The 16,998-nt window shown below is 61.7% G+C and carries 13 protein-coding genes; 7 read left to right on the top strand and 6 right to left on the bottom strand.

The window, feature by feature from the left end; genetic code table 11:
* Together rimO and M2A_RS13615 are read right to left on the bottom strand one after the other, a co-directional pair.
* The gene (rimO, locus tag M2A_RS13620) at positions 1-1,350 is read right to left on the bottom strand and encodes a 30S ribosomal protein S12 methylthiotransferase RimO (protein WP_121880344.1); all 1,350 of its coding nucleotides are present in this window, start codon (positions 1,348-1,350) and stop codon (positions 1-3) included.
* 126 nt (positions 1,351-1,476) lie between these two features.
* On the bottom strand, positions 1,477-2,736 hold the full coding sequence (locus M2A_RS13615; protein WP_045448570.1) for a cytochrome P450: 1,260 nt from the start codon (positions 2,734-2,736) through the stop codon (positions 1,477-1,479).
* 225 nt (positions 2,737-2,961) lie between these two features.
* Between M2A_RS13615 and M2A_RS13610 the strand changes: the two genes are divergently transcribed.
* Complete coding sequence (locus M2A_RS13610) at positions 2,962-3,393, top strand: hypothetical protein (protein ID WP_045448569.1); 432 nt, start codon at positions 2,962-2,964, stop codon at positions 3,391-3,393.
* A 184-nt stretch (positions 3,394-3,577) separates the two neighbouring features.
* Positions 3,578-4,975 (top strand): dipeptidase, encoded by a 1,398-nt coding sequence (locus tag M2A_RS13605; RefSeq protein ID WP_081875635.1) that lies wholly within the window; start codon positions 3,578-3,580, stop codon positions 4,973-4,975.
* A 9-nt stretch (positions 4,976-4,984) separates the two neighbouring features.
* On the opposite strand, the gene M2A_RS13600 is transcribed toward M2A_RS13605, so the two are convergent.
* Positions 4,985-6,283: an MFS transporter gene (locus M2A_RS13600; RefSeq protein WP_045448567.1), complete on the bottom strand. Its 1,299-nt coding sequence runs from the start codon at positions 6,281-6,283 to the stop codon at positions 4,985-4,987.
* A gap of 380 nt (positions 6,284-6,663) precedes the next feature.
* On the opposite strand from M2A_RS13600, the gene M2A_RS13590 reads away from it, so the two are divergent.
* On the top strand, positions 6,664-8,091 hold the full coding sequence (locus M2A_RS13590) for an aldehyde dehydrogenase family protein (protein ID WP_045448563.1): 1,428 nt from the start codon (positions 6,664-6,666) through the stop codon (positions 8,089-8,091).
* Between the two features lie 89 nt (positions 8,092-8,180).
* On the opposite strand, the gene M2A_RS13585 is transcribed toward M2A_RS13590, so the two are convergent.
* Entirely contained in the window at positions 8,181-8,882 is a 702-nt protein-coding gene (locus M2A_RS13585) for a ChrR family anti-sigma-E factor (protein WP_045448561.1), read from the bottom strand.
* A complete protein-coding gene (locus tag M2A_RS13580) occupies positions 8,879-9,451 on the bottom strand; it encodes a sigma-70 family RNA polymerase sigma factor (RefSeq protein WP_045448647.1) in 573 nt (190 codons plus the stop codon). The genes M2A_RS13585 and M2A_RS13580 overlap by 4 nt, the downstream gene beginning before the upstream one ends.
* Before the next feature lie 271 nt (positions 9,452-9,722).
* On the opposite strand from M2A_RS13580, the gene M2A_RS13575 reads away from it, so the two are divergent.
* The 3 genes from M2A_RS13575 (at position 9,723) to M2A_RS13565 (ending at position 14,406) form a co-directional block, all read left to right on the top strand.
* Positions 9,723-11,117, top strand: coding sequence for an NAD(P)/FAD-dependent oxidoreductase (locus M2A_RS13575; RefSeq protein WP_369384809.1), 1,395 nt, complete (start codon positions 9,723-9,725; stop codon positions 11,115-11,117).
* Complete coding sequence (locus M2A_RS13570) at positions 11,114-11,926, top strand: DUF1365 domain-containing protein (RefSeq protein WP_045448559.1); 813 nt, start codon at positions 11,114-11,116, stop codon at positions 11,924-11,926. Before M2A_RS13575 ends, M2A_RS13570 begins: the two co-directional genes overlap by 4 nt.
* A gap of 314 nt (positions 11,927-12,240) precedes the next feature.
* Positions 12,241-14,406 carry a putative bifunctional diguanylate cyclase/phosphodiesterase gene (locus M2A_RS13565; protein WP_052379495.1) on the top strand — a complete coding sequence of 722 codons (2,166 nt, stop codon included), beginning with the start codon at positions 12,241-12,243 and terminating at the stop codon, positions 14,404-14,406.
* A 3-nt stretch (positions 14,407-14,409) separates the two neighbouring features.
* Here M2A_RS13565 and M2A_RS13560 read toward each other — a convergent pair whose 3' ends face one another.
* On the bottom strand, positions 14,410-15,429 hold the full coding sequence (locus tag M2A_RS13560; RefSeq protein ID WP_045448558.1) for an FAD:protein FMN transferase: 1,020 nt from the start codon (positions 15,427-15,429) through the stop codon (positions 14,410-14,412).
* 257 nt (positions 15,430-15,686) lie between these two features.
* Between M2A_RS13560 and M2A_RS13555 the strand changes: the two genes are divergently transcribed.
* Positions 15,687-16,937: a porin gene (locus M2A_RS13555; RefSeq protein ID WP_045448557.1), complete on the top strand. Its 1,251-nt coding sequence runs from the start codon at positions 15,687-15,689 to the stop codon at positions 16,935-16,937.
* Positions 16,938-16,998 lie beyond the last annotated feature (61 nt).

Here is a 16,998-nt window from a genome sequence, read left to right as displayed (position 1 = left end):
TTAAGGCCGGATCGCCCAGAGGTCGTATTCGTCGGCATGTTCGACACGTACTTGAACGATGTCACCGGGTTTGACGTCCGTGTCCCCGTTCAAAAAGACATTGCCGTCGATTTCCGGCGCATCCGCTTTGGAGCGGGCAATCGCGCCTTCGCCGTCCACCTCATCGACAATGACGTCGATCATGGTGCCGACCTTGCGGGCAAGGCGCTTGGCGCTGATTTCCTGCTGGGTCTGCATGAAGCGTTCCCAGCGCGCCTGTTTCACCTCTTCGGGCACCGCGCCTTCCAGTTCGTTGGCCGCGGCCCCCTCCACGGGCTCATATTTGAAGCAGCCCACCCGGTCGAGTTCGGCTTCCTTCAGCCAATCGCAGAGGAAGTCCACATCTTCTTCCGTCTCGCCCGGAAAGCCGACAATGAAGGTGGAGCGGATGGCGAGGTCGGGGCAGATCTCGCGCCATTTGGCGATCCGGTGCAGCACCTTTTCCTGATTGGCCGGCCGGCGCATGGCTTTGAGCACCTTGGGGCTTGCGTGCTGGAAAGGGATGTCGAGATAGGGAAGGATTTTCCCTTCCGCCATGAGCGGCAGAAGATCGTCCACATGCGGGTAAGGATAGACGTAATGCATCCGCACCCAGATGCCGAGCTCGCCCAGCGCGTCTGCCAGGTCGGTAATATGGGCGCGCCGTTCCTTGCCGCGCCAGCTGCTTGCCGCATAGCCGATATCGAGGCCATAGGCGCTGGTGTCCTGGGAGATCACCATCAGCTCCTTCACCCCCGCTTTGGCAAGGCGCTCGGCTTCGGTGAGCACATGGGCGGCGGGCCGGCTCATGAGATCCCCGCGCAGGCTCGGAATGATGCAGAAGGAGCAGCGGTGGTTGCAGCCTTCGGAAATCTTCAAATAGGCGTAATGGCGCGGGGTGAGCTTGATCCCCTGCTCGGGCACGAGATCGATGAAGGGTTCGGGCGCGGGCGGCACGGCTTCATGCACGGCGGCGACCACGGCTTCATATTGATGCGGGCCGGTAACGGCGAGAACGCCTGGATGCGTATCGCGGATTGAGGCTTCGTCGCCGCCCATGCAGCCCGTCACGATGACGCGGCCGTTTTCGGCCAGCGCCTCGCCGATCGCCGAAAGCGATTCCGCCTTGGCGCTATCGAGAAAGCCGCAGGTGTTGACGATCACGGCGTCGGCCCCGTCATAGGTCGGGGAGACTTCATAGCCTTCGGCGCGCAGGCGCGTGAGAATGCGTTCGGAATCCACCAGCGCTTTCGGGCAGCCGAGGCTCACAATGCCGATCTTCGGGGCGCTCGCCAGGCGGCGCGGGGCGGTGGGGGTCAAGGTCTCGCTCATGGGCGCCTATCTACGCCAAAAGCGCCGTCTGTTCCAGCGGCATAAGGCCTCACGAAAAAGCCGCCCCTCCGGTTTCCGGAAGGAGCGGCGTTTTTGGCGGTTTTCCGGCGCTTTAGGCCGGAAGGTTTAAGCGGCTTTGCGCTGCATCTGATAGCGGATCGGCAGGTGCTTCAGGCCGCTGACGAAATTCGCCTGCACCCAGGAAGGCTCGCCGGCGAGCTCCACATGGTCGAGGCGGGGCAGAAGCTCGCTGAAGAGCGCCTTGATCTCCATGCGCGCCAGATGCATGCCGAGGCACAGATGCGCGCCATGGCCGAAGGCGGCATGTTTGTTGGGCTTGCGCTCGATATCGAAGGTGAAGGGGTTCTCGAAGACGTCCTCGTCCCGGTTCGCGGAGGGATAGCACATCAAAAGAGAGTCGCCCTTTTTGATCTTCTTGCCGCGCAGCTCATAGTCCTGCGTCGCGGTGCGGAAGAAGTGTTTGACCGGCGTCACCCAGCGGATTGCTTCTTCGATGGCGCTGGGCAGGAGGCTGAGATCGGCTTTCAGCTTTGCCATCTGATCCGGGTTCTGCAAAAGCGCCAGAAGAAGGCCTGCCGTCGAAGACGAAGTCGTGTCATGGCCGGCGGTGGCCACGATGATGTAATAGCCCATGGCGTCGATATGGTTGATGGGCTCGCCATGCACCGTGGCATTGGCGATGACGCTGGCCACATCGTCGGTCGGGTTGGCGCGGCGGTCTTCGGTTATCTTCGTGAAGTAGTTGAAGAAGTCGGTGATGACATTGGTGTCGAACATGGCCTGTTTTTCGTCGCGCTGCATGTCCGGATCGGAGGAGCCGAACAGCTCCTGCGTCAGTTTCAGCATCAGCGGCTCATCCTCGCGCGGCACGCCCAGAATGTTCATGATCACGCGCAGCGGGTACCAGACGGCGACGTCGGTGACGAAATCGCATTCCCCGCCAAGCCCTTCCATCTTGTCCACGAATTCCTTGGAAAGGCTGGCAAGCGCGCCGTCCATCTTTTTCAGATTGGGCTGCATGAACCAGGATTGGGTCAACGCGCGCAGCACCCGGTGATCGGGATCGTCCATCTGCACGAGCGAGCGGATGGCGATATGGCTGCCGCCGGTAAATTCCAGCACATCCGCTTCCTGCTGGCGGGTGAGCAGGGTGGTGCGCGGGTCGTTCAGGAAAATGTCGGACTGGCGTTCGATTTCCAGAATGTCGGCATGTTTCGTCACGGCCCAGAAGGGACGGTATTCGTCGGGCTCGGTCCAGTGCACCGGGTCTTCCCGGCGCAGCTCGGCATAGATTTCATGCAGCCGGTTTTCTTTCCCGAAGGTTCTCGGGTCCACCATTTCATTGTCGAGTGCGCGGTCCGCCATTCTTGCATCCTCCCCTGGGCACGATCCGTTCGTCCGGTCTGCGCCGGTATTTGTAACTTGTCACTTGGTCAATAACATGACCGATCCGGCGCTCTTTGCCAAGGGGGTGCGGGGCGGGGGAAATCCCGCGCGTTTCGCGCCCGCCGATGCAAGATGCGACGCGGGCCAAAACTGGCAAGGGGCTTGCGATGCTCTCTCCAAACCCTGCTATGGAGGCCCGAATTGATGAGCATGCTTGACCTATTCTTCGTCGAAGACCTTTCCGAAACCGCAGAAAACCCTGCAAATCCGGGCGCTCCCAAACCCCGCAGCCAGGTCCGGCTCATCGGCCGGGAGCAGGCACGGACTGCCGTCTGGGCACATATTGCCGGGCGCTATGATGTCCGGGCGCTGCCGGCGTCCCATCTGGCCGTTCTTGCCGATCATTTGGCCGCGGCCGAGCTCATTTCCCCGGTCCTTCATGCCGCGCTTCTGCGCGGCGGCGAGCTTTGCGGGACGGGCGCCCATGAGCAGGGGGAAGACGCGCCCGTCGATTGGGTCAAGAGCTGGCAAAAGGCGCTGGAAGAAGGCGGACTGGACATGCGGGACCGCCAGGCGCTGGGCGAGGCGCTTTCCATCGTGCTGCGTCTTGAGGTTATGCGGCTGATGCAGGGCTAAGCACCGGCCTTGCGTTCCTCCGCGTGACCCTCTGGACAGGCCGAAATGCCGGATGGGTGGCGCGGGGGGCGGGTCTGTGCCAGCATCGCACCCGATTCACCGGCAAGAGCCTTCCCGCACCTCGGGCGCGCAGGCGGCGTGCAGGCTCGGCCGGTCGGCGTTGAACGGGTAAGGCGAGGATGCGATGCGGAAAGCCACTGGGGGATTGGCGGCAATTGCTTTTGGTTTGGGGTTTGCCGGGCTTGTGGCCGCGCCGATTGCGCTTGTCGCGCATTTGAAGGAAGGCCTGCCTGAAGCGGTGCGCGAGAAATCCGTCCTTTCTCATGCCCGCGCCTTGCAGCGGCGCATTGTTACGCTCGACAGCCATGTGGATATTCCCCCCGATTACACAAAAGTGCCCGAGCACGATCCCGGCCGCCTGACGGGCATGCAGGTCGATCTGCCCAAGATGCACCGGGGCGGCATGGATGCGGCTTTCTTCATTGTCTATGTGGGCCAGGGCCCGCGCACGCCGGAAGGCTATGAAGCGGCCAAAGACGCCGCGCTTTTGAAATTCACCGCCATCCGCCGCATGGCCGAAGAGCTTTATCCGGATGAAATCGAGCTGGGGGTGCGGGCGCAGGATGTGGCGCGCATTCATGCCAGCGGCAAGAAAGCTGCGCTGATCGGTATCGAGAACGGCTATGTGATCGGCAAGGACATTTCTCTTCTTGAGAAATATTACGATCTCGGCGCCCGCTACATGACGCTCGCCCATATCGGCCATAATGATATTTGCGACAGTTCCATTCCGCTTTCCCATCTTGGGGACGCGGAAATCGAGCATGGCGGGCTCAGCGCCTTCGGGCGCGAAGTGGTGGCCGAGATGAACCGGCTCGGCATGATGGTCGATGTTTCCCATATTTCCCGCGACGCGATGATGGAGGCGCTGCGCGTTTCCGCCGCGCCCGTCATTGCCTCTCATTCGGCGGTCTCGGTGCTCGGCAATCATCCGCGCAATCTTTCCGATGAGCAGATGGAAGCCTTGGCGCGCACCGGCGGGGTGATGCAGGTCGTTGCTTTTTCAGCCTATGTGAAGGTGGATGCGGCGCGCGCCGCCGAAGAGCGCGGGCTGCGCAGCCGTGTTGCGCGGGCTGCGGGGGATGCGCATTTCAGCTATATCAAGCACGGCAAGTTGCCTGCTTTCGTCAATGGCATGAAGGAAATCGGTCAGCGCTATGACCGCGCGAGCCTTGAAGAATTCGTCGATCATATCGACCATGCGGTGAAGGTCATGGGCATCGACCATGTCGGCATTTCCTCGGACTTCGGCGGCGGCGGCGGCGTGAAGGGCTGGGACAATGCGGCCGAAACCGTCAATGTCACCGCCGAGCTTATCCGCCGCGGTTATTCGGATGCGGACATCGAAAAGCTTTGGGGCGGCAATCTGCTGCGTGTTTGGGGCGAGGTGGAAGAAGTTGCCATGCGGCTTGCCGAGCGCCAGGAAGCAGGTGCCGATGCGCAGACGGGCGAGGAGGATTTCTTGCCGGAGGAGGAAAGCATCGCCCCTGCCGAACATGCGCTGGGGCCTAATGGCGGCTGAACAGGTTATTTAACCTCTGCGGCGGCGCGGTTCATCCACGAAGAAAAGCACGAGCAAGAGCGCGGCCGCCTGGCAGGCCATGGCCACGGCAAAAACGCTTTCGAAGGTGCCGCTTGAGGCGAGCACGCCGCCAAAGGCCGGACCTGCGGCCATCATCGCCCAGGTGGCCGAATTCGACACCGCGATGCGCATGGGCAAGTCCTCGCGCGCGCCGAATTCCAGCACCAGATTTTGCGAGGCGATCTGCCAGCCGCCGAAACCCGCGCCCAGCCCGCCAAAGGCAATCGAAACAAGCCAGATCCCTTCAGCGCCGATCAGGAGCAGCGTCGAGGCGACCCAGAGCCCGAGCGAGGCGATAAAGACAAGCCGGTTGCCCGTGCGGTCGGCCAGCGCGCCCCAGGCAAGGTTCGTTGCCGTTTGCGTCAGCAAAAATGCGATGGAAAGAATACCGACAATATAGCCGGACAGGCCGATGCGCTGGCCCGCATAAAGCACGTAAAACGGCACGGCGATGGTGCCGAGGGCGGAAAGCGCGCGGGCGAGAAAGAATTTCGTATAGGCCGGGTCCGCCTTCAGCATGGCGGGCAGCTCTTTCAGGCGGCTGGCGAATTTCGACTGGCTGCGCACCACCGGCGGTTCCGGCTCGCGCACGAAAAGCAGCATCAAGAGCCCGGCGCTCGTCATGGCGAAGGCAACGAGGAAGGTGGCCGAATAGCCATTGCCGAGCGCATTCGTCTCCACGAAATAAGAGCCGCCGAAATAGGCGACCGCCGAAGCCGTAATGCCGGCCAGGAAATTGCGCAGGCCCGTCAGCCGTCCGCGCCGCGCTACCGGAATGACCTTGGAGAGGAGGTAATTGAACATCACCGCCTGCATGCCGTTGAAAAAGCCGAACAGTCCGAGGAACAGCGTTGCGGCGGCGAGGGCGTAGTCGCTTGAAAGAAACAGCCCGCTCAGCGCCAGGCCGAGCACCTGAAGGCGCATCAGCGCGCCGGTGACGAAGCCCACAGGCAGCACGCGCTTGCGGTGCTCGATCAAGGTCGCGCCGAAAACCGAGGACAGCGCGGCGCCGAGATATTGCGCGGCAAGGGCGAGGCCGACGGCGATTTCGGAGCCTGAGAGCAAATAGATATAGGCGGGCACGAAGGTGGGCGCATGGACGAGGCGGAAGCCCGTTTGCCCCAAAAGCCCGTGCACGAGATGGGCGGCGTAATTGCGCGGCAGATCGCGCCAGACCTGCGCTTCATAGGCCGCTTCGGCTTCCTCGAGCGCGGCGGGACTTGCGGCGGCAGGGGGCAAGGAACTCATGGACGGGGCGACTCGCGGATTTGTTATCGGGCGGCAGTCTATGCGTCTTCGTTTGAAAATGCACCCGCCGGTTCATTTGTGTTTCAAGAGATTGGCTGGTGTTTTATGCTGCCGTTCCCTTGCGATCGCGGCCTGGAGGCACAATTTACGTCAGGAGAATGGGGTAATTACCCCATTTTTGCTGGACCGCCGGGCTGGCTCTGTGTCAGGTTTCCGGCACGCATATCGCTCTGTTCCGGTTTCCCCGGTGCCTGAAGGAAAAGCAATAGCGGGCGCTTGAAAAGCGGACAGGCCAGAGCCATCGTAACCAGCCAAATATCAGTCTGAGCTGGGCAAAGCCCAACAAGACCCAGCAGGGACGGCATCACACGGAGGACGAGATGAAGGACTGCCGCAAATTTTATATCAATGGCCAGTGGGTCGATCCCGTAACGGCGAACGATTTCGACGTCATCAACCCGGCGACCGAAGAGCCTTTCGCGAAGATCAGCCTCGGCAGCGCCGCCGATGTGGACAAGGCCGTCGCCGCCGCGAAAGAAGCCTTCAAGACCTATTCGCGCACGACCCGCGAAGAGCGCATGGCGCTGCTTCAGAAGATCATCGAGGTTTATCAGAAGCGTTATGACGATATCGTCACGACGATTTCCGAGGAAATGGGCGCGCCGCTCTGGCTCTCCAAAGCCGCGCAGGCGGCAACCGGCCTTGGCCACCTCGCCAAGACGCTGGAAATCCTCAAAGATTACGAATTCGAAGAAGACCGCGGCGCCACCCGCATCGCCAAAGAGCCGATCGGTGTGTGCGGTTTCATCACGCCGTGGAACTGGCCGGTCAACCAGATCATTTGCAAGGTCGCCCCGGCGCTGGCCGCAGGCTGCACCATGGTGCTGAAACCTTCCGAAGTCGCCCCGCTCAATGCGCATATCCTGGCCGAGATTTTCGATGAAGCCGGTGTGCCGAAAGGCGTCTTCAACCTCGTTGATGGCGACGGTATGGGTGTCGGCGTTCCGCTTTCCTCGCATCCGGATGTGGACATGGTCTCCTTCACCGGTTCCACCCGCGCGGGCATCGCGGTCGCAAAGAACGCAGCCGACACGGTCAAGCGCGTGGCGCAGGAACTGGGCGGCAAGTCGGCCAATGTCATTCTAGAAGATGCCGACCTGCAGAAAGCCGTGTCCGGCGGCGTCATGAGCATGATGACGAATTCGGGCCAGTCCTGTAACGCCCCGAGCCGTATGCTCGTGCCGGCCAGCCGCCACGACGAGGCGGTGGAAATCGCCCGTGCAACCGCCGAGCAGGTCAAGCCCGGCGATCCGACCGCCGAAGGCACGACGATCGGCCCGGTTGTCAGCGAGACCCAGTTCAACAAGATCCAGGATCTCATCCAGAAGGGCATCGACGAAGGTGCGCAGCTTGTGGCTGGCGGCGTCGGCCGTCCGGACGGGCTGAACAAGGGTTACTATGTGCGCCCGACCATCTTCGCCAATGTCACCAACGACATGACGATTGCACGCGAGGAAATCTTCGGCCCGGTTCTCACCATCCTGCCTTACAAGGATGAGGCCGAGGCGATCGAGATTGCCAATGACACGGTCTACGGCCTTTCCGGCTATGTTTCCGGTGAGCCGGAACATGCCCGTAAAGTCGCCGCGCAGCTGCGCACCGGCAATGTGCATATCAATGGCGCAGGTCCCGATTTCGGCGCGCCGTTCGGCGGCTACAAGCAGTCGGGCAATGGCCGCGAATGGGGCGATCACGGGTTCGAGGAGTTCCTCGAAGTCAAAGCCATGCTGGGTTACACGGCGGCCTAAAGCATCGCCTGAGGCATCGGGCAGAGCAAACGAAACGGCCCCCTTTTATAGGGGGCCGTTTTTGTTTGGCGGTGCTTTTTGAAGCCGGTTTAGAGCCCGACAAAAGGTTGCATGGCCCGGGCGATCCAGCCTTTGAATTTCAGCGGGCGGTCGGTCAGCGCCAGGCAGATACATTCCTCGCCTTCATCGATGATGAGGTCGTGGGTGTGGCTGTCATTGGTTTCTTCCACATCGCCCGGCCCGTAGCTGCCGAAAGCATCGTGGAAACTGCCCTTCAGCACCAGTGTCAGTTCCGTGCCCTCATGGGTGTGTTCGGGGATTTTTACCCCGGGCTGGGCGCGCAGCATCCAGAGCGTCTGGCCTTCGCCGTTTTGCCAGAGGCGCACTTTCTTCATGCCGGGGCCAAGGTAAGACCATTTCATCCGGTCGACATCGCCGCCCGCATAGTCCTGCAGCACGGCGGGCATGACGCCGCCGGTTTGGCGCGCCTGTACGCCGTGGGTTTGCTGCTTTTCAGCCGGCGGTTCCATTTGCGCCGTCTCGAGCGCGGCCAGCAGCGAGGCGCGGGCATCGGCCCGCAGCGCGGCCTTCGGGGCGCGCTCAAGAACGGCGGCACCCAGCGTTTCGGCCAGTGCCAGGTCCGCTGCCGCGCCGGGCACGAAAGAAAGGCAGGTGCGTGCGAACACGGCCTCGCCTTCGCTCAAAGTGCCGCTCGCCAATCCCACCAGCCACTCGTCGCCCAAGCGGTGCTTGGGGCCGGTTTCCAGGGTTTTGGGTGGTGCAACGTTCATCTGTGGGACTCCAACACGTCTCGCAATCTGGCAAATGCCAGTCTTATCCTCGATTTGATGGTGCCGAGAGGTACGCCCAGTTCCTCGGCGATTTCACTGTGTGTTTTACCGTCGATAAAGGCCATTTGGATCACTTCTGCTTGTGCCGCAGGCAAATCCGCCATGGCGGCGGCGACACCTTGGGCAAGCTCGCTTTGGCTGATCTCGTCTTCGGCGGTGCCCTCGCTCACCTGCTCGGCTTCCGGGCAAGTGTCGATATCGACCATGACCCGCTCGCGGCGTTTGGCGTCGATGAAACGGTTGCGGGCGATGGTGTAGATCCAGGTGCTGGCCGCCGCTTTTGCCGGGTCGTATTGCTTGGCCTTGCGCCAGACGGTCAGCATCACGTCCTGCACCAGATCGTCCGCCTCGCCGTCCGTGCAGCCTTTCTGGAGGAGGAAATATTTCAGCCTCGGGCCGAAATGGTCGAAAACCTGCAAAAAGGCGCCGCGGTCCGCCTGCGCCGCAATCCGGCTGAGGCAATCGTTGAGCGCGCCGGTATCGAGTTCGCTTGCCTGCATCTTGCTCATGCGCGAAACCTTCGGCCTGCGCCGTGGCGGCGCGGCCAGATGTCCAGAGCCTCCGGCCAAAGGCCAGATGCTTTCGGTGCCGGTCTCGAATGCAAGGTTTGCACGCATGTACCTCGTACGGGAAAGCCGTGTGGACGGATCACCCTAAAGCAAATTGTAGCGATTGCTAAATATGGCCTGGGATGCGGCTTGCCAATGCGGCAGCGGGGCGCATTGATCCGCCCGGCCCGGGGGCGCGTAAGAGGAGGTAATGAATGATGTGAGGAAATTTATGACCCGTCCCCTTGGTTCCGTTACCGGTGTGCCCTTCACCGATATGCCCCCCGCTAAAACACCCTCCCGGAAAATCGCAGTCATCGGCTCGGGCATTTCCGGCCTGTCCGCCGCCTGGCTGCTTTCCAAAGGCCATGAGGTCACGCTCTTCGAAAAGGACACCCGCCTTGGCGGACACGCCAATACGGTCGATCTGGCGCTGGGGCAAGAACATGTGCCGGTCGATACCGGTTTCATCGTCTATAATGAGCTCAACTATCCCAATCTGGTCAAACTTTTCGCGCATCTGGACGTGCCGACGAAGGCCAGCAACATGTCCTTTGCCGCGTCGCTGGAAAACGGCGCCTTCGAATATTCCGGCTCGGGCATCAAAGGGCTCTTCGCCGACCGGCGCAATATGCTGCGCCCGCGCATGTGGCGGATGATCCGGGATATCATGAAGCTTTACCGGGCAGGGCCGCGCCTTTCCGGCGATCTGTCCCTTGCCGAACAGCCGCTGGGCGCCTTCCTTGAAGCCCATGGGTATTCGCGTTCCTTTCAGCGCGATCATCTTTTGCCCATGTGCGCGGCGATCTGGTCCTTGCCGGTCGAGCAGGTGGAACAATATCCCGCCCTTGCCTTTTTGCGCTTCTTTGAAAATCACGGCTTGATGCGGGTCAAGGACCGGCCTCTTTGGCGCACGGTTGCGGGCGGCTCGCGCAGCTACGTCACCGCATTGGCCGGTGACATGCAGGCCGATATCCGGCTCGGTGCGCGGATCGCGCAGGTTCGGCGCGCGGCGGACGGCGTCCTGATTCATATGGAAGAGGGGAGCACGGAACGCTTCGATGAGGTGGTTTTTGCCTGTCATAGCGATCAGGCGCTCGCTCTTCTTGGCGATGCAAGCGGCCAGGAGCGCGCCATACTCGGCGCCTTTCCCTATCAGAAGAATATCGCCTATCTTCATAGCGATACACGCTTCATGCCGGCCAACCGGAAAGTCTGGTCGAGCTGGAACTATATTGGGGGGGAGGGCGAGGCCGTTTGCGTGACTTATTGGATGAACCAATTGCAATCGCTGCCCACCGCCACGCCGGTTCTCGTGACGCTCAATCCGGGCACCGCGCCGCGCGCGGAGCAAGTGTATGGGCGTTTCGAATATGATCACCCGGTTTTCAACCGTCATGCGCTGCGCAATCAGCGCATGCTCTGGCAGCTTCAAGGGGTGCGCAACACCTGGTTCTGCGGGGCTTATTTCGGCGCAGGCTTTCATGAAGACGGGCTGCAGGCGGGCCTTGCGGTGGCCGAGCAGCTTGGCGGCGTGAGGCGGCCGTGGCATCTCGACAATCCCTCAAGCCGGCTCTTGCTGCCGCCTGAAGCTTTGGTACCGCTCCGGCAGGCGGAGGCGGCATGAGCGAGGCATTTTCCAGCGCGCTTTACGATGCCGCGGTCATGCACCGCCGTTTCGTGCCGCGCGCGCATGGATTTTCCTACAAGGTCTTTTACGGGCTTTTCGATCTCGATGAATTGCCCCGCCTCGATAAGGCGCTGCGTTTCTTTTCGCTGGGAAAACGCAATCTTTTCTCCTTCTATCCGCAAGATCACGGGAACGGGCGGGACACGGATCTGCGCGGCTGGGCGGAAAGCGTGCTGCGCGGCTGCGGGCAGAGCGAGGCGCCGGCGCGCATTCTCCTTCTCGCGCATCCGCGCATGTTGGGCTTTGCCTTCAACCCGCTCAGTATTTTTTATTGTTTCGATGGCGCAGGCCGGCTGACCGCATTGCTTTATCAGGTCACGAACACGTTCGGCGAACGCCATGTCTATCCCTGCCTGGTGGAAGAAGGGGGGACGCCGCAGGCCGTTACCCATGAGACGGGCAAGCTTCTATACGTTTCCCCGTTCAATCCGGCGCGCGGCCATTACCGGCTGAAACTTTCCCAGCCGGGGGAGAAGCTGTTTGTCCATATCCGGTATCATCTGGACGGCGCGCTCACCTTGGTGGCCGGGTTGCAGGGGCGGCAAGCGGCGCTTAGCGATGCGGCGCTTCTCAAACGTTTCCTGCGTTTTCCTTTCATGACGTTCAAGGTCGTGGCCGGTATTCACTTCGAGGCGCTGCGCCTATGGCTGAAAAAAGTACCGCTCTGGACGCGTCCCAGCGCGCCGCGCGCCTTTCCCTCTCAGGGGCTTTCATCCGTGACGGTCCATTCCGACACACAGCGCTAAGTCTTTATTTACCATTTCCTTTGCAATCCGCGACAAAGGTTCAGTCTGTAAGAAAATTTTAGAGAGTGACAGCGAGGCTGGATAGGACAGTCTGTCATTGGTCTCGATGACAGGCACCCATTGGCTGAGTGCGCATCTGTGTCGAAGCTCGAAAATCTTATGAATGTTGGCCGGATGAGGCCGGTGAGGGCTGTGCTCTCCCGCTTCCAGGCCCGTTCTGCATATCGCAGGTTTTCCGCTGGCCCTGCGTTACTCGAGGCGTTGCTGGGGGCGCTACCGGGTGCGTTACTGGGGATCAGGCACGGGGCCGCGCAATGACGGGGGCAGGTCACACGCGCCGTGACGGGCGCCTATTTTCCTTGCGCTGGAAGATCCTGGCGCCGCTGGCGGTTCTGGGCATATGCGCGGTAACGGCACTGCTGGTTGCCGCAGCTTTCATGCTCTCGGCGCATGGCCGGAGCGAGCTGCGGCGCGAGGCCGAGACGATCGCCGATTCGATCGCCAATGCGGCTGAGTCCATTGAAGACGGCGGGCAGTTTGCGCGCTTCGTGACCGCTTTCGGCAGCCGGCAGAACGTCAATACGATTGCCGTCCTCGATGCAGCGAGCGGTAAAATCGTCGCGGCGACGCGGCTGAGCTGGGTCGGGCAATCGATACAGGACGTTGCCGCGCCCGTGCTCTTCAAGCGTATTGCCGAGGTGCAGGCCGCCGGGAAACGCCATGACGGATTGTGGCAGGAAGACAGCGCCGCGACCTATGTTTCCTACCGTCCGATGCTGCATTTCGGTTCGACCGGAGATGAGACGATGTCGGACGGGGTTATCGTCATCCGCTTGTCGGCGGACGGTATTCTCGGCGATATGCGCCAATCCGGCTGGCGGTTCGCGGGAGCGGCCATCCTGGTGCTTGTCGGCCTTCTCGGTGTGCTGGCATTTCTGATTTACGAACTCGTGCTGATGCCGCTTGCGCATCTGGAACGCTTTGCCCAATTCCGGGACAAAAGCGCGGCGAGCTTCAAGCGGCTGCTCGGCAAGCGAGACGAATTCGGCGCGCTTGCCCATGTCATGGCGCAATCTTTCGGCGAGGCGGAAGAAAGCTCGCACCGGCTTGCCGAACTTGCCATGAACGATGAGCTGACCGGGCTCGGCAACCGCACGCATTTCCGCACGCGCTTGCGCGATACGATCGGCGCGTCGGGAACGGGCGATACGCGCCTTGCGCTGGTGCTGGTCGATGTCGACAGTTTCAAATCCATCAACGACACGTACGGCCATGATGTGGGCGATGCACTTTTGTGCAGCGTGGCGGACATCTTACGCGCCCATGCGCGCGAGGGCGAAGTGCTGGCGAGGCTTGGCGGGGACGAATTTGCGCTGCTTTTGAAAGAAGAGGGCAGCGCGGATGATGTGCTCGCCCGCGTGCAAGGCCTTCTCGATGCCTTGAGCCGGCCGATGTCCCTTGGCGGGAACATTGTGCATGGCGGCAGCAGTGCCGGTATCACGCTTTTCCCGCAGGACGGACGCGATGCGGAAGTTCTGATGAAAAACGCGGACCTGGCGCTCAATATGGCCAAGTCCGAGGGTCACAACAGCCTGCAGTTCTTCCGCCACGAGCTGAAATTGCGCGCGCTCGAGCGCAGCAGCATCGAGCGCGATTTGCAGCGGGCCATCGAGCAGCACGAGTTCGAGCTGCATTTCCAGCCCAAGATCGATCTGGCCAAGGGGACCGTTGCCGGCAGCGAGGCGCTCTTGCGCTGGCGCCATCCCGAACGCGGTTTCGTGCCGCCCTGGGCCTTCATTCCCGTGGCCGAGCATTCCGGTTTCGTCTGCGAGCTCACACACTGGGTGATCAATGAAGCCTGCCGGCAGATCAAGGCTTGGCGCGAGGCGGGCTTGCCGCCCATTTCCGTTGCCGTCAACGTCTCGGCGGCGGATCTTGTCAACGGAGATCTCTCCGACTTCGTTGCCAATACGCTGGTCACTCACGGCGTTTCGCCGCGTCAGCTCGAAATCGAAGTGACCGAAAGCATGGTCATGCATGATGTGGAAACCGTCATCGCGACGCTGCGCCGTCTGCGCAGCATGGGCATTGCGATCAGCATCGACGATTTCGGCACAGGCTATTCCTCGCTCGCCTATCTCAAGCGCTTCCCGGTCAAGTGCCTGAAGATCGACCGCTCTTTCGTGGACGATCTCGACCGGACGAGCGACGGGCAGGCCATACCCAAATTGATCGTAGATCTTGCCCGGAGCCTTGGCGTGAAAGTGGTCGCGGAAGGCGTCGAGACCGTCCGCCAGGCGGAACGCCTGATCGATATGGGCTGCGATGAAGCGCAGGGCTATTATTTCGGCCGCCCCATGCCGGCGGAAGATTTCAGCGCCTATGTGATGCAGGCGCCGGAAAATTTGAAAAAGCTGATGCCGGCCCGTTCCGATGCCGCCGAACGCCTGCGTAAGATCCTTCAGGAAGGTGTGGCCTAAGGGTCAGGCCTGCGCCCAATCGCCGAGCACACGGACCGTACCGTCCAGGCGGGTCAGATGCACGCCGATATGCCGCCCGCCCGCGCGCTGAACGACGCGGACGATCTGCTCCTCGCTCATCAGTGAGAAAGCCGTGGAGAGTCCGTCCGCCCAGGTGGCGTCCGGCGCTTTGACGCTGAGCGAGGCATAGCGCGCGGCGCTTTGCCCGGTCGCCGGATCGAGCAGGTGGTGGCGTTTGCCGTGCCTGTCGAAAGAGGCGCTGTAAGGGGCGGAGGTGGCGAGCGCGCGGGTGCGAAGGGGCGTGCTATCGGCGATGCGGTAGGGGGCTGCCGGATCGGCAAGGCCAATCTGCCAGTCGCGGCCATCATCTTTCGGGCCGGTGGGGCGGAATTCGCCCAGATTGACGAGCACATGGCGCGCGCCTTCTTGGGCAAGCCGCTCAGCTACTTTATCGGTGATATAGCCTTGGGCGATGCCGTTCAGCGTCAGCTTCATGGCCCCAGGCAGCGCGATGCCGGCGCCTTTTATCTTCACACGCGCAAAGCCGGTGTGCCGTGCTGCCTCGGCGAGACGTTCGGCAGCGGGGTCTTCGTCGGCGCCCGCGCCGTAATGGCGGGCAAGCACATCCCAATAGGTCTGGACGGAGGGGTCGAAGGCGCCGCCGGTTACCTCGTGGATATGGCGGGCCTTATCCAGCAGCTCAACCAGTTCAGGCGGGGCGCTTTCCAGCTTGCCCTTGCGGTTCAACCGCTGAAGGGCGGAGCTTTCCTTGTAGAGGCTGAAGATTTCCTCGAGCCGGGCGATCTCGCTAAGCGCCAGCGCCTGCAGCCGCGCGGCTTCTGCGGCGCCCATGCCCACGAATGTCATGGCGGCATCCGCGCCCATCACCGGCCCTTCCCAGCGCAAAGGGGCGGCTCTGGCCGTGCCGATGCTCAGGCCCGCGAGCGGACCGGCCGCTGCGCCCGCAATGATGAGGGAGAGCACGCGCCGCCGGGAAAGGGCTGAATTCCGGGAGTTTTCCATTTTGTGCAGGGCTGAAAGACGCCTTCCTAGGGCAAATTATGTGCTGCCTGACTACCACATCGCGAAAAGGAATGCGAAGCATTTTCAAGAATCTAATTGCATTTGAGAGTCGATCTTATTATCAGGTGCGCCTATCGCTGCATCACCAAAGTGATCCGGCCCTGTCTTTCGGCAGGGCCGGGGCCTTTGCGGCGAGGAGAACAGGAATGACTGCCGGGCCGGGGATGGGCCGGGCACAAGGCATCGAGGGCTAATCAATGAACGTTATGAAGAGCTACCTCGCCGGGGCGACCACCCTTGCGGGGATTATGGCAGTTTCGCCGGCATTCGCGCAGGATATGCCGAGCCGCGAAGAGCTGTGGAAAATGATCCAGCAGCAGCAGGCGCAGATCGAAGCGCTGCAGCAGAAGATCGACGTGACCGAGAAGAAGGTCCAGGAAACGGACAAGAAAGTGGAAGCGACGGGCAGCGAAGTCGAGCGCATCGCCTCTTCCGGCGGCGGTTCGGGCGGCGATGGCTGGTGGCAGAAGACCAGCGTCGGCGGCTACGGCGAAGTGCATTACAATGGCGGCGACACGGATGAAGTGGATATTCACCGTTTCGTGCTGTTCATCAATCATGAATTCAACGACAAGGTCCGCTTCTTCTCCGAGCTTGAAGTTGAGCATGGCGTGGCCGGTGAAGGCCAGAACGGTGAAGTGGAAGTCGAGCAGGCTTTCGTTGAAATCGACGTGGCCGAGCATCATTCGGTGACGGCGGGTCTGCAGCTCGTGCCGGTCGGCATTCTCAACATCACCCATGAGCCGCCGACTTTCTACGGCGTCGAGCGTAACAATGTGGAAGTCAACATCATCCCTACGACCTGGTGGGAAGCGGGTATCGGCGCGCATGGCGAGCTGGGCTCGGGCTTTGCCTACAGCGCCTTCGTTCACTCCGGTCTGCGCGTGCCGACCACGGGCGCCAACGCCTTCCGCATCCGCAATGGCCGCCAGAAGGTTTCCGAAGCCAAGGCGAAGGACGGCGCGGTGACGACGCAGCTGACATATTCGGGCATTCCGGGCGTGCAGTTCGGCGTCACAGGTCAGTATCAGTCGGACCTGACGCAGGGCGAGGGCGAAAAGACCTCCGCCACGCTTTTTGAGGCGCATGTCGATTCGAGTTTCGCTTTCGGTCCGGGCTCCATCGGCTTCCGGGCGCTGGCCGCGCGCTGGGACCTCGACAGCAATGCCGCAGAGGCCATCGGCCGGGACGAGCAGTATGGCTGGTATATCGAGCCTTCCTACCGCTTCCCGGTCTGGTACGGCGATCTCGGCTTCTTTGCCCGCTACAGCGAATGGGACAATTCGGCAGGCGGCGGCGCCGATTCCGAATTCAGCCAGACGCAGATCGGCGCCAATTACTGGCCGGTCGAAGATGTCGTCTTCAAACTGGACTATCAGTTCGACGATGCCCCTGCGGGCGGCACGGAAGACGACCGCCTGAACGTGGGCGTCGGCTTCCAGTTCTAAGGCGGCTGCACACGGTGATTGGGGAGGCGGGGCGATCCCGCCTCCCTTTTGCGTTAGGGCG

Source organism: Tepidicaulis marinus (assembly GCF_000739695.1).
Taxonomy (GTDB): domain Bacteria; phylum Pseudomonadota; class Alphaproteobacteria; order Parvibaculales; family Parvibaculaceae; genus Tepidicaulis; species Tepidicaulis marinus.
The sequence above is the reverse complement of the archived record's forward strand: the minus strand, read 5'-3'. Positions and strand labels throughout refer to the sequence as shown.

What these genes read in the sequence shown, in the direction of transcription:
- rimO (WP_121880344.1), bottom strand. Translation starts at nt 1,350, where the DNA reads ATGAGCGAGACCTTGACCCCCACCGCCCCGCGCCGCCTGGCGAGCGCC.
- M2A_RS13615 (WP_045448570.1), bottom strand. Translation starts at nt 2,736, where the DNA reads ATGGCGGACCGCGCACTCGACAATGAAATGGTGGACCCGAGAACCTTC.
- M2A_RS13610 (WP_045448569.1), top strand. Translation starts at nt 2,962, where the DNA reads ATGAGCATGCTTGACCTATTCTTCGTCGAAGACCTTTCCGAAACCGCA.
- M2A_RS13605 (WP_081875635.1), top strand. Translation starts at nt 3,578, where the DNA reads ATGCGGAAAGCCACTGGGGGATTGGCGGCAATTGCTTTTGGTTTGGGG.
- M2A_RS13600 (WP_045448567.1), bottom strand. Translation starts at nt 6,283, where the DNA reads ATGAGTTCCTTGCCCCCTGCCGCCGCAAGTCCCGCCGCGCTCGAGGAA.
- M2A_RS13590 (WP_045448563.1), top strand. Translation starts at nt 6,664, where the DNA reads ATGAAGGACTGCCGCAAATTTTATATCAATGGCCAGTGGGTCGATCCC.
- M2A_RS13585 (WP_045448561.1), bottom strand. Translation starts at nt 8,882, where the DNA reads ATGAACGTTGCACCACCCAAAACCCTGGAAACCGGCCCCAAGCACCGC.
- M2A_RS13580 (WP_045448647.1), bottom strand. Translation starts at nt 9,451, where the DNA reads ATGAGCAAGATGCAGGCAAGCGAACTCGATACCGGCGCGCTCAACGAT.
- M2A_RS13575 (WP_369384809.1), top strand. Translation starts at nt 9,723, where the DNA reads ATGACCCGTCCCCTTGGTTCCGTTACCGGTGTGCCCTTCACCGATATG.
- M2A_RS13570 (WP_045448559.1), top strand. Translation starts at nt 11,114, where the DNA reads ATGAGCGAGGCATTTTCCAGCGCGCTTTACGATGCCGCGGTCATGCAC.
- M2A_RS13565 (WP_052379495.1), top strand. Translation starts at nt 12,241, where the DNA reads ATGACGGGGGCAGGTCACACGCGCCGTGACGGGCGCCTATTTTCCTTG.
- M2A_RS13560 (WP_045448558.1), bottom strand. Translation starts at nt 15,429, where the DNA reads ATGGAAAACTCCCGGAATTCAGCCCTTTCCCGGCGGCGCGTGCTCTCC.
- M2A_RS13555 (WP_045448557.1), top strand. Translation starts at nt 15,687, where the DNA reads ATGAACGTTATGAAGAGCTACCTCGCCGGGGCGACCACCCTTGCGGGG.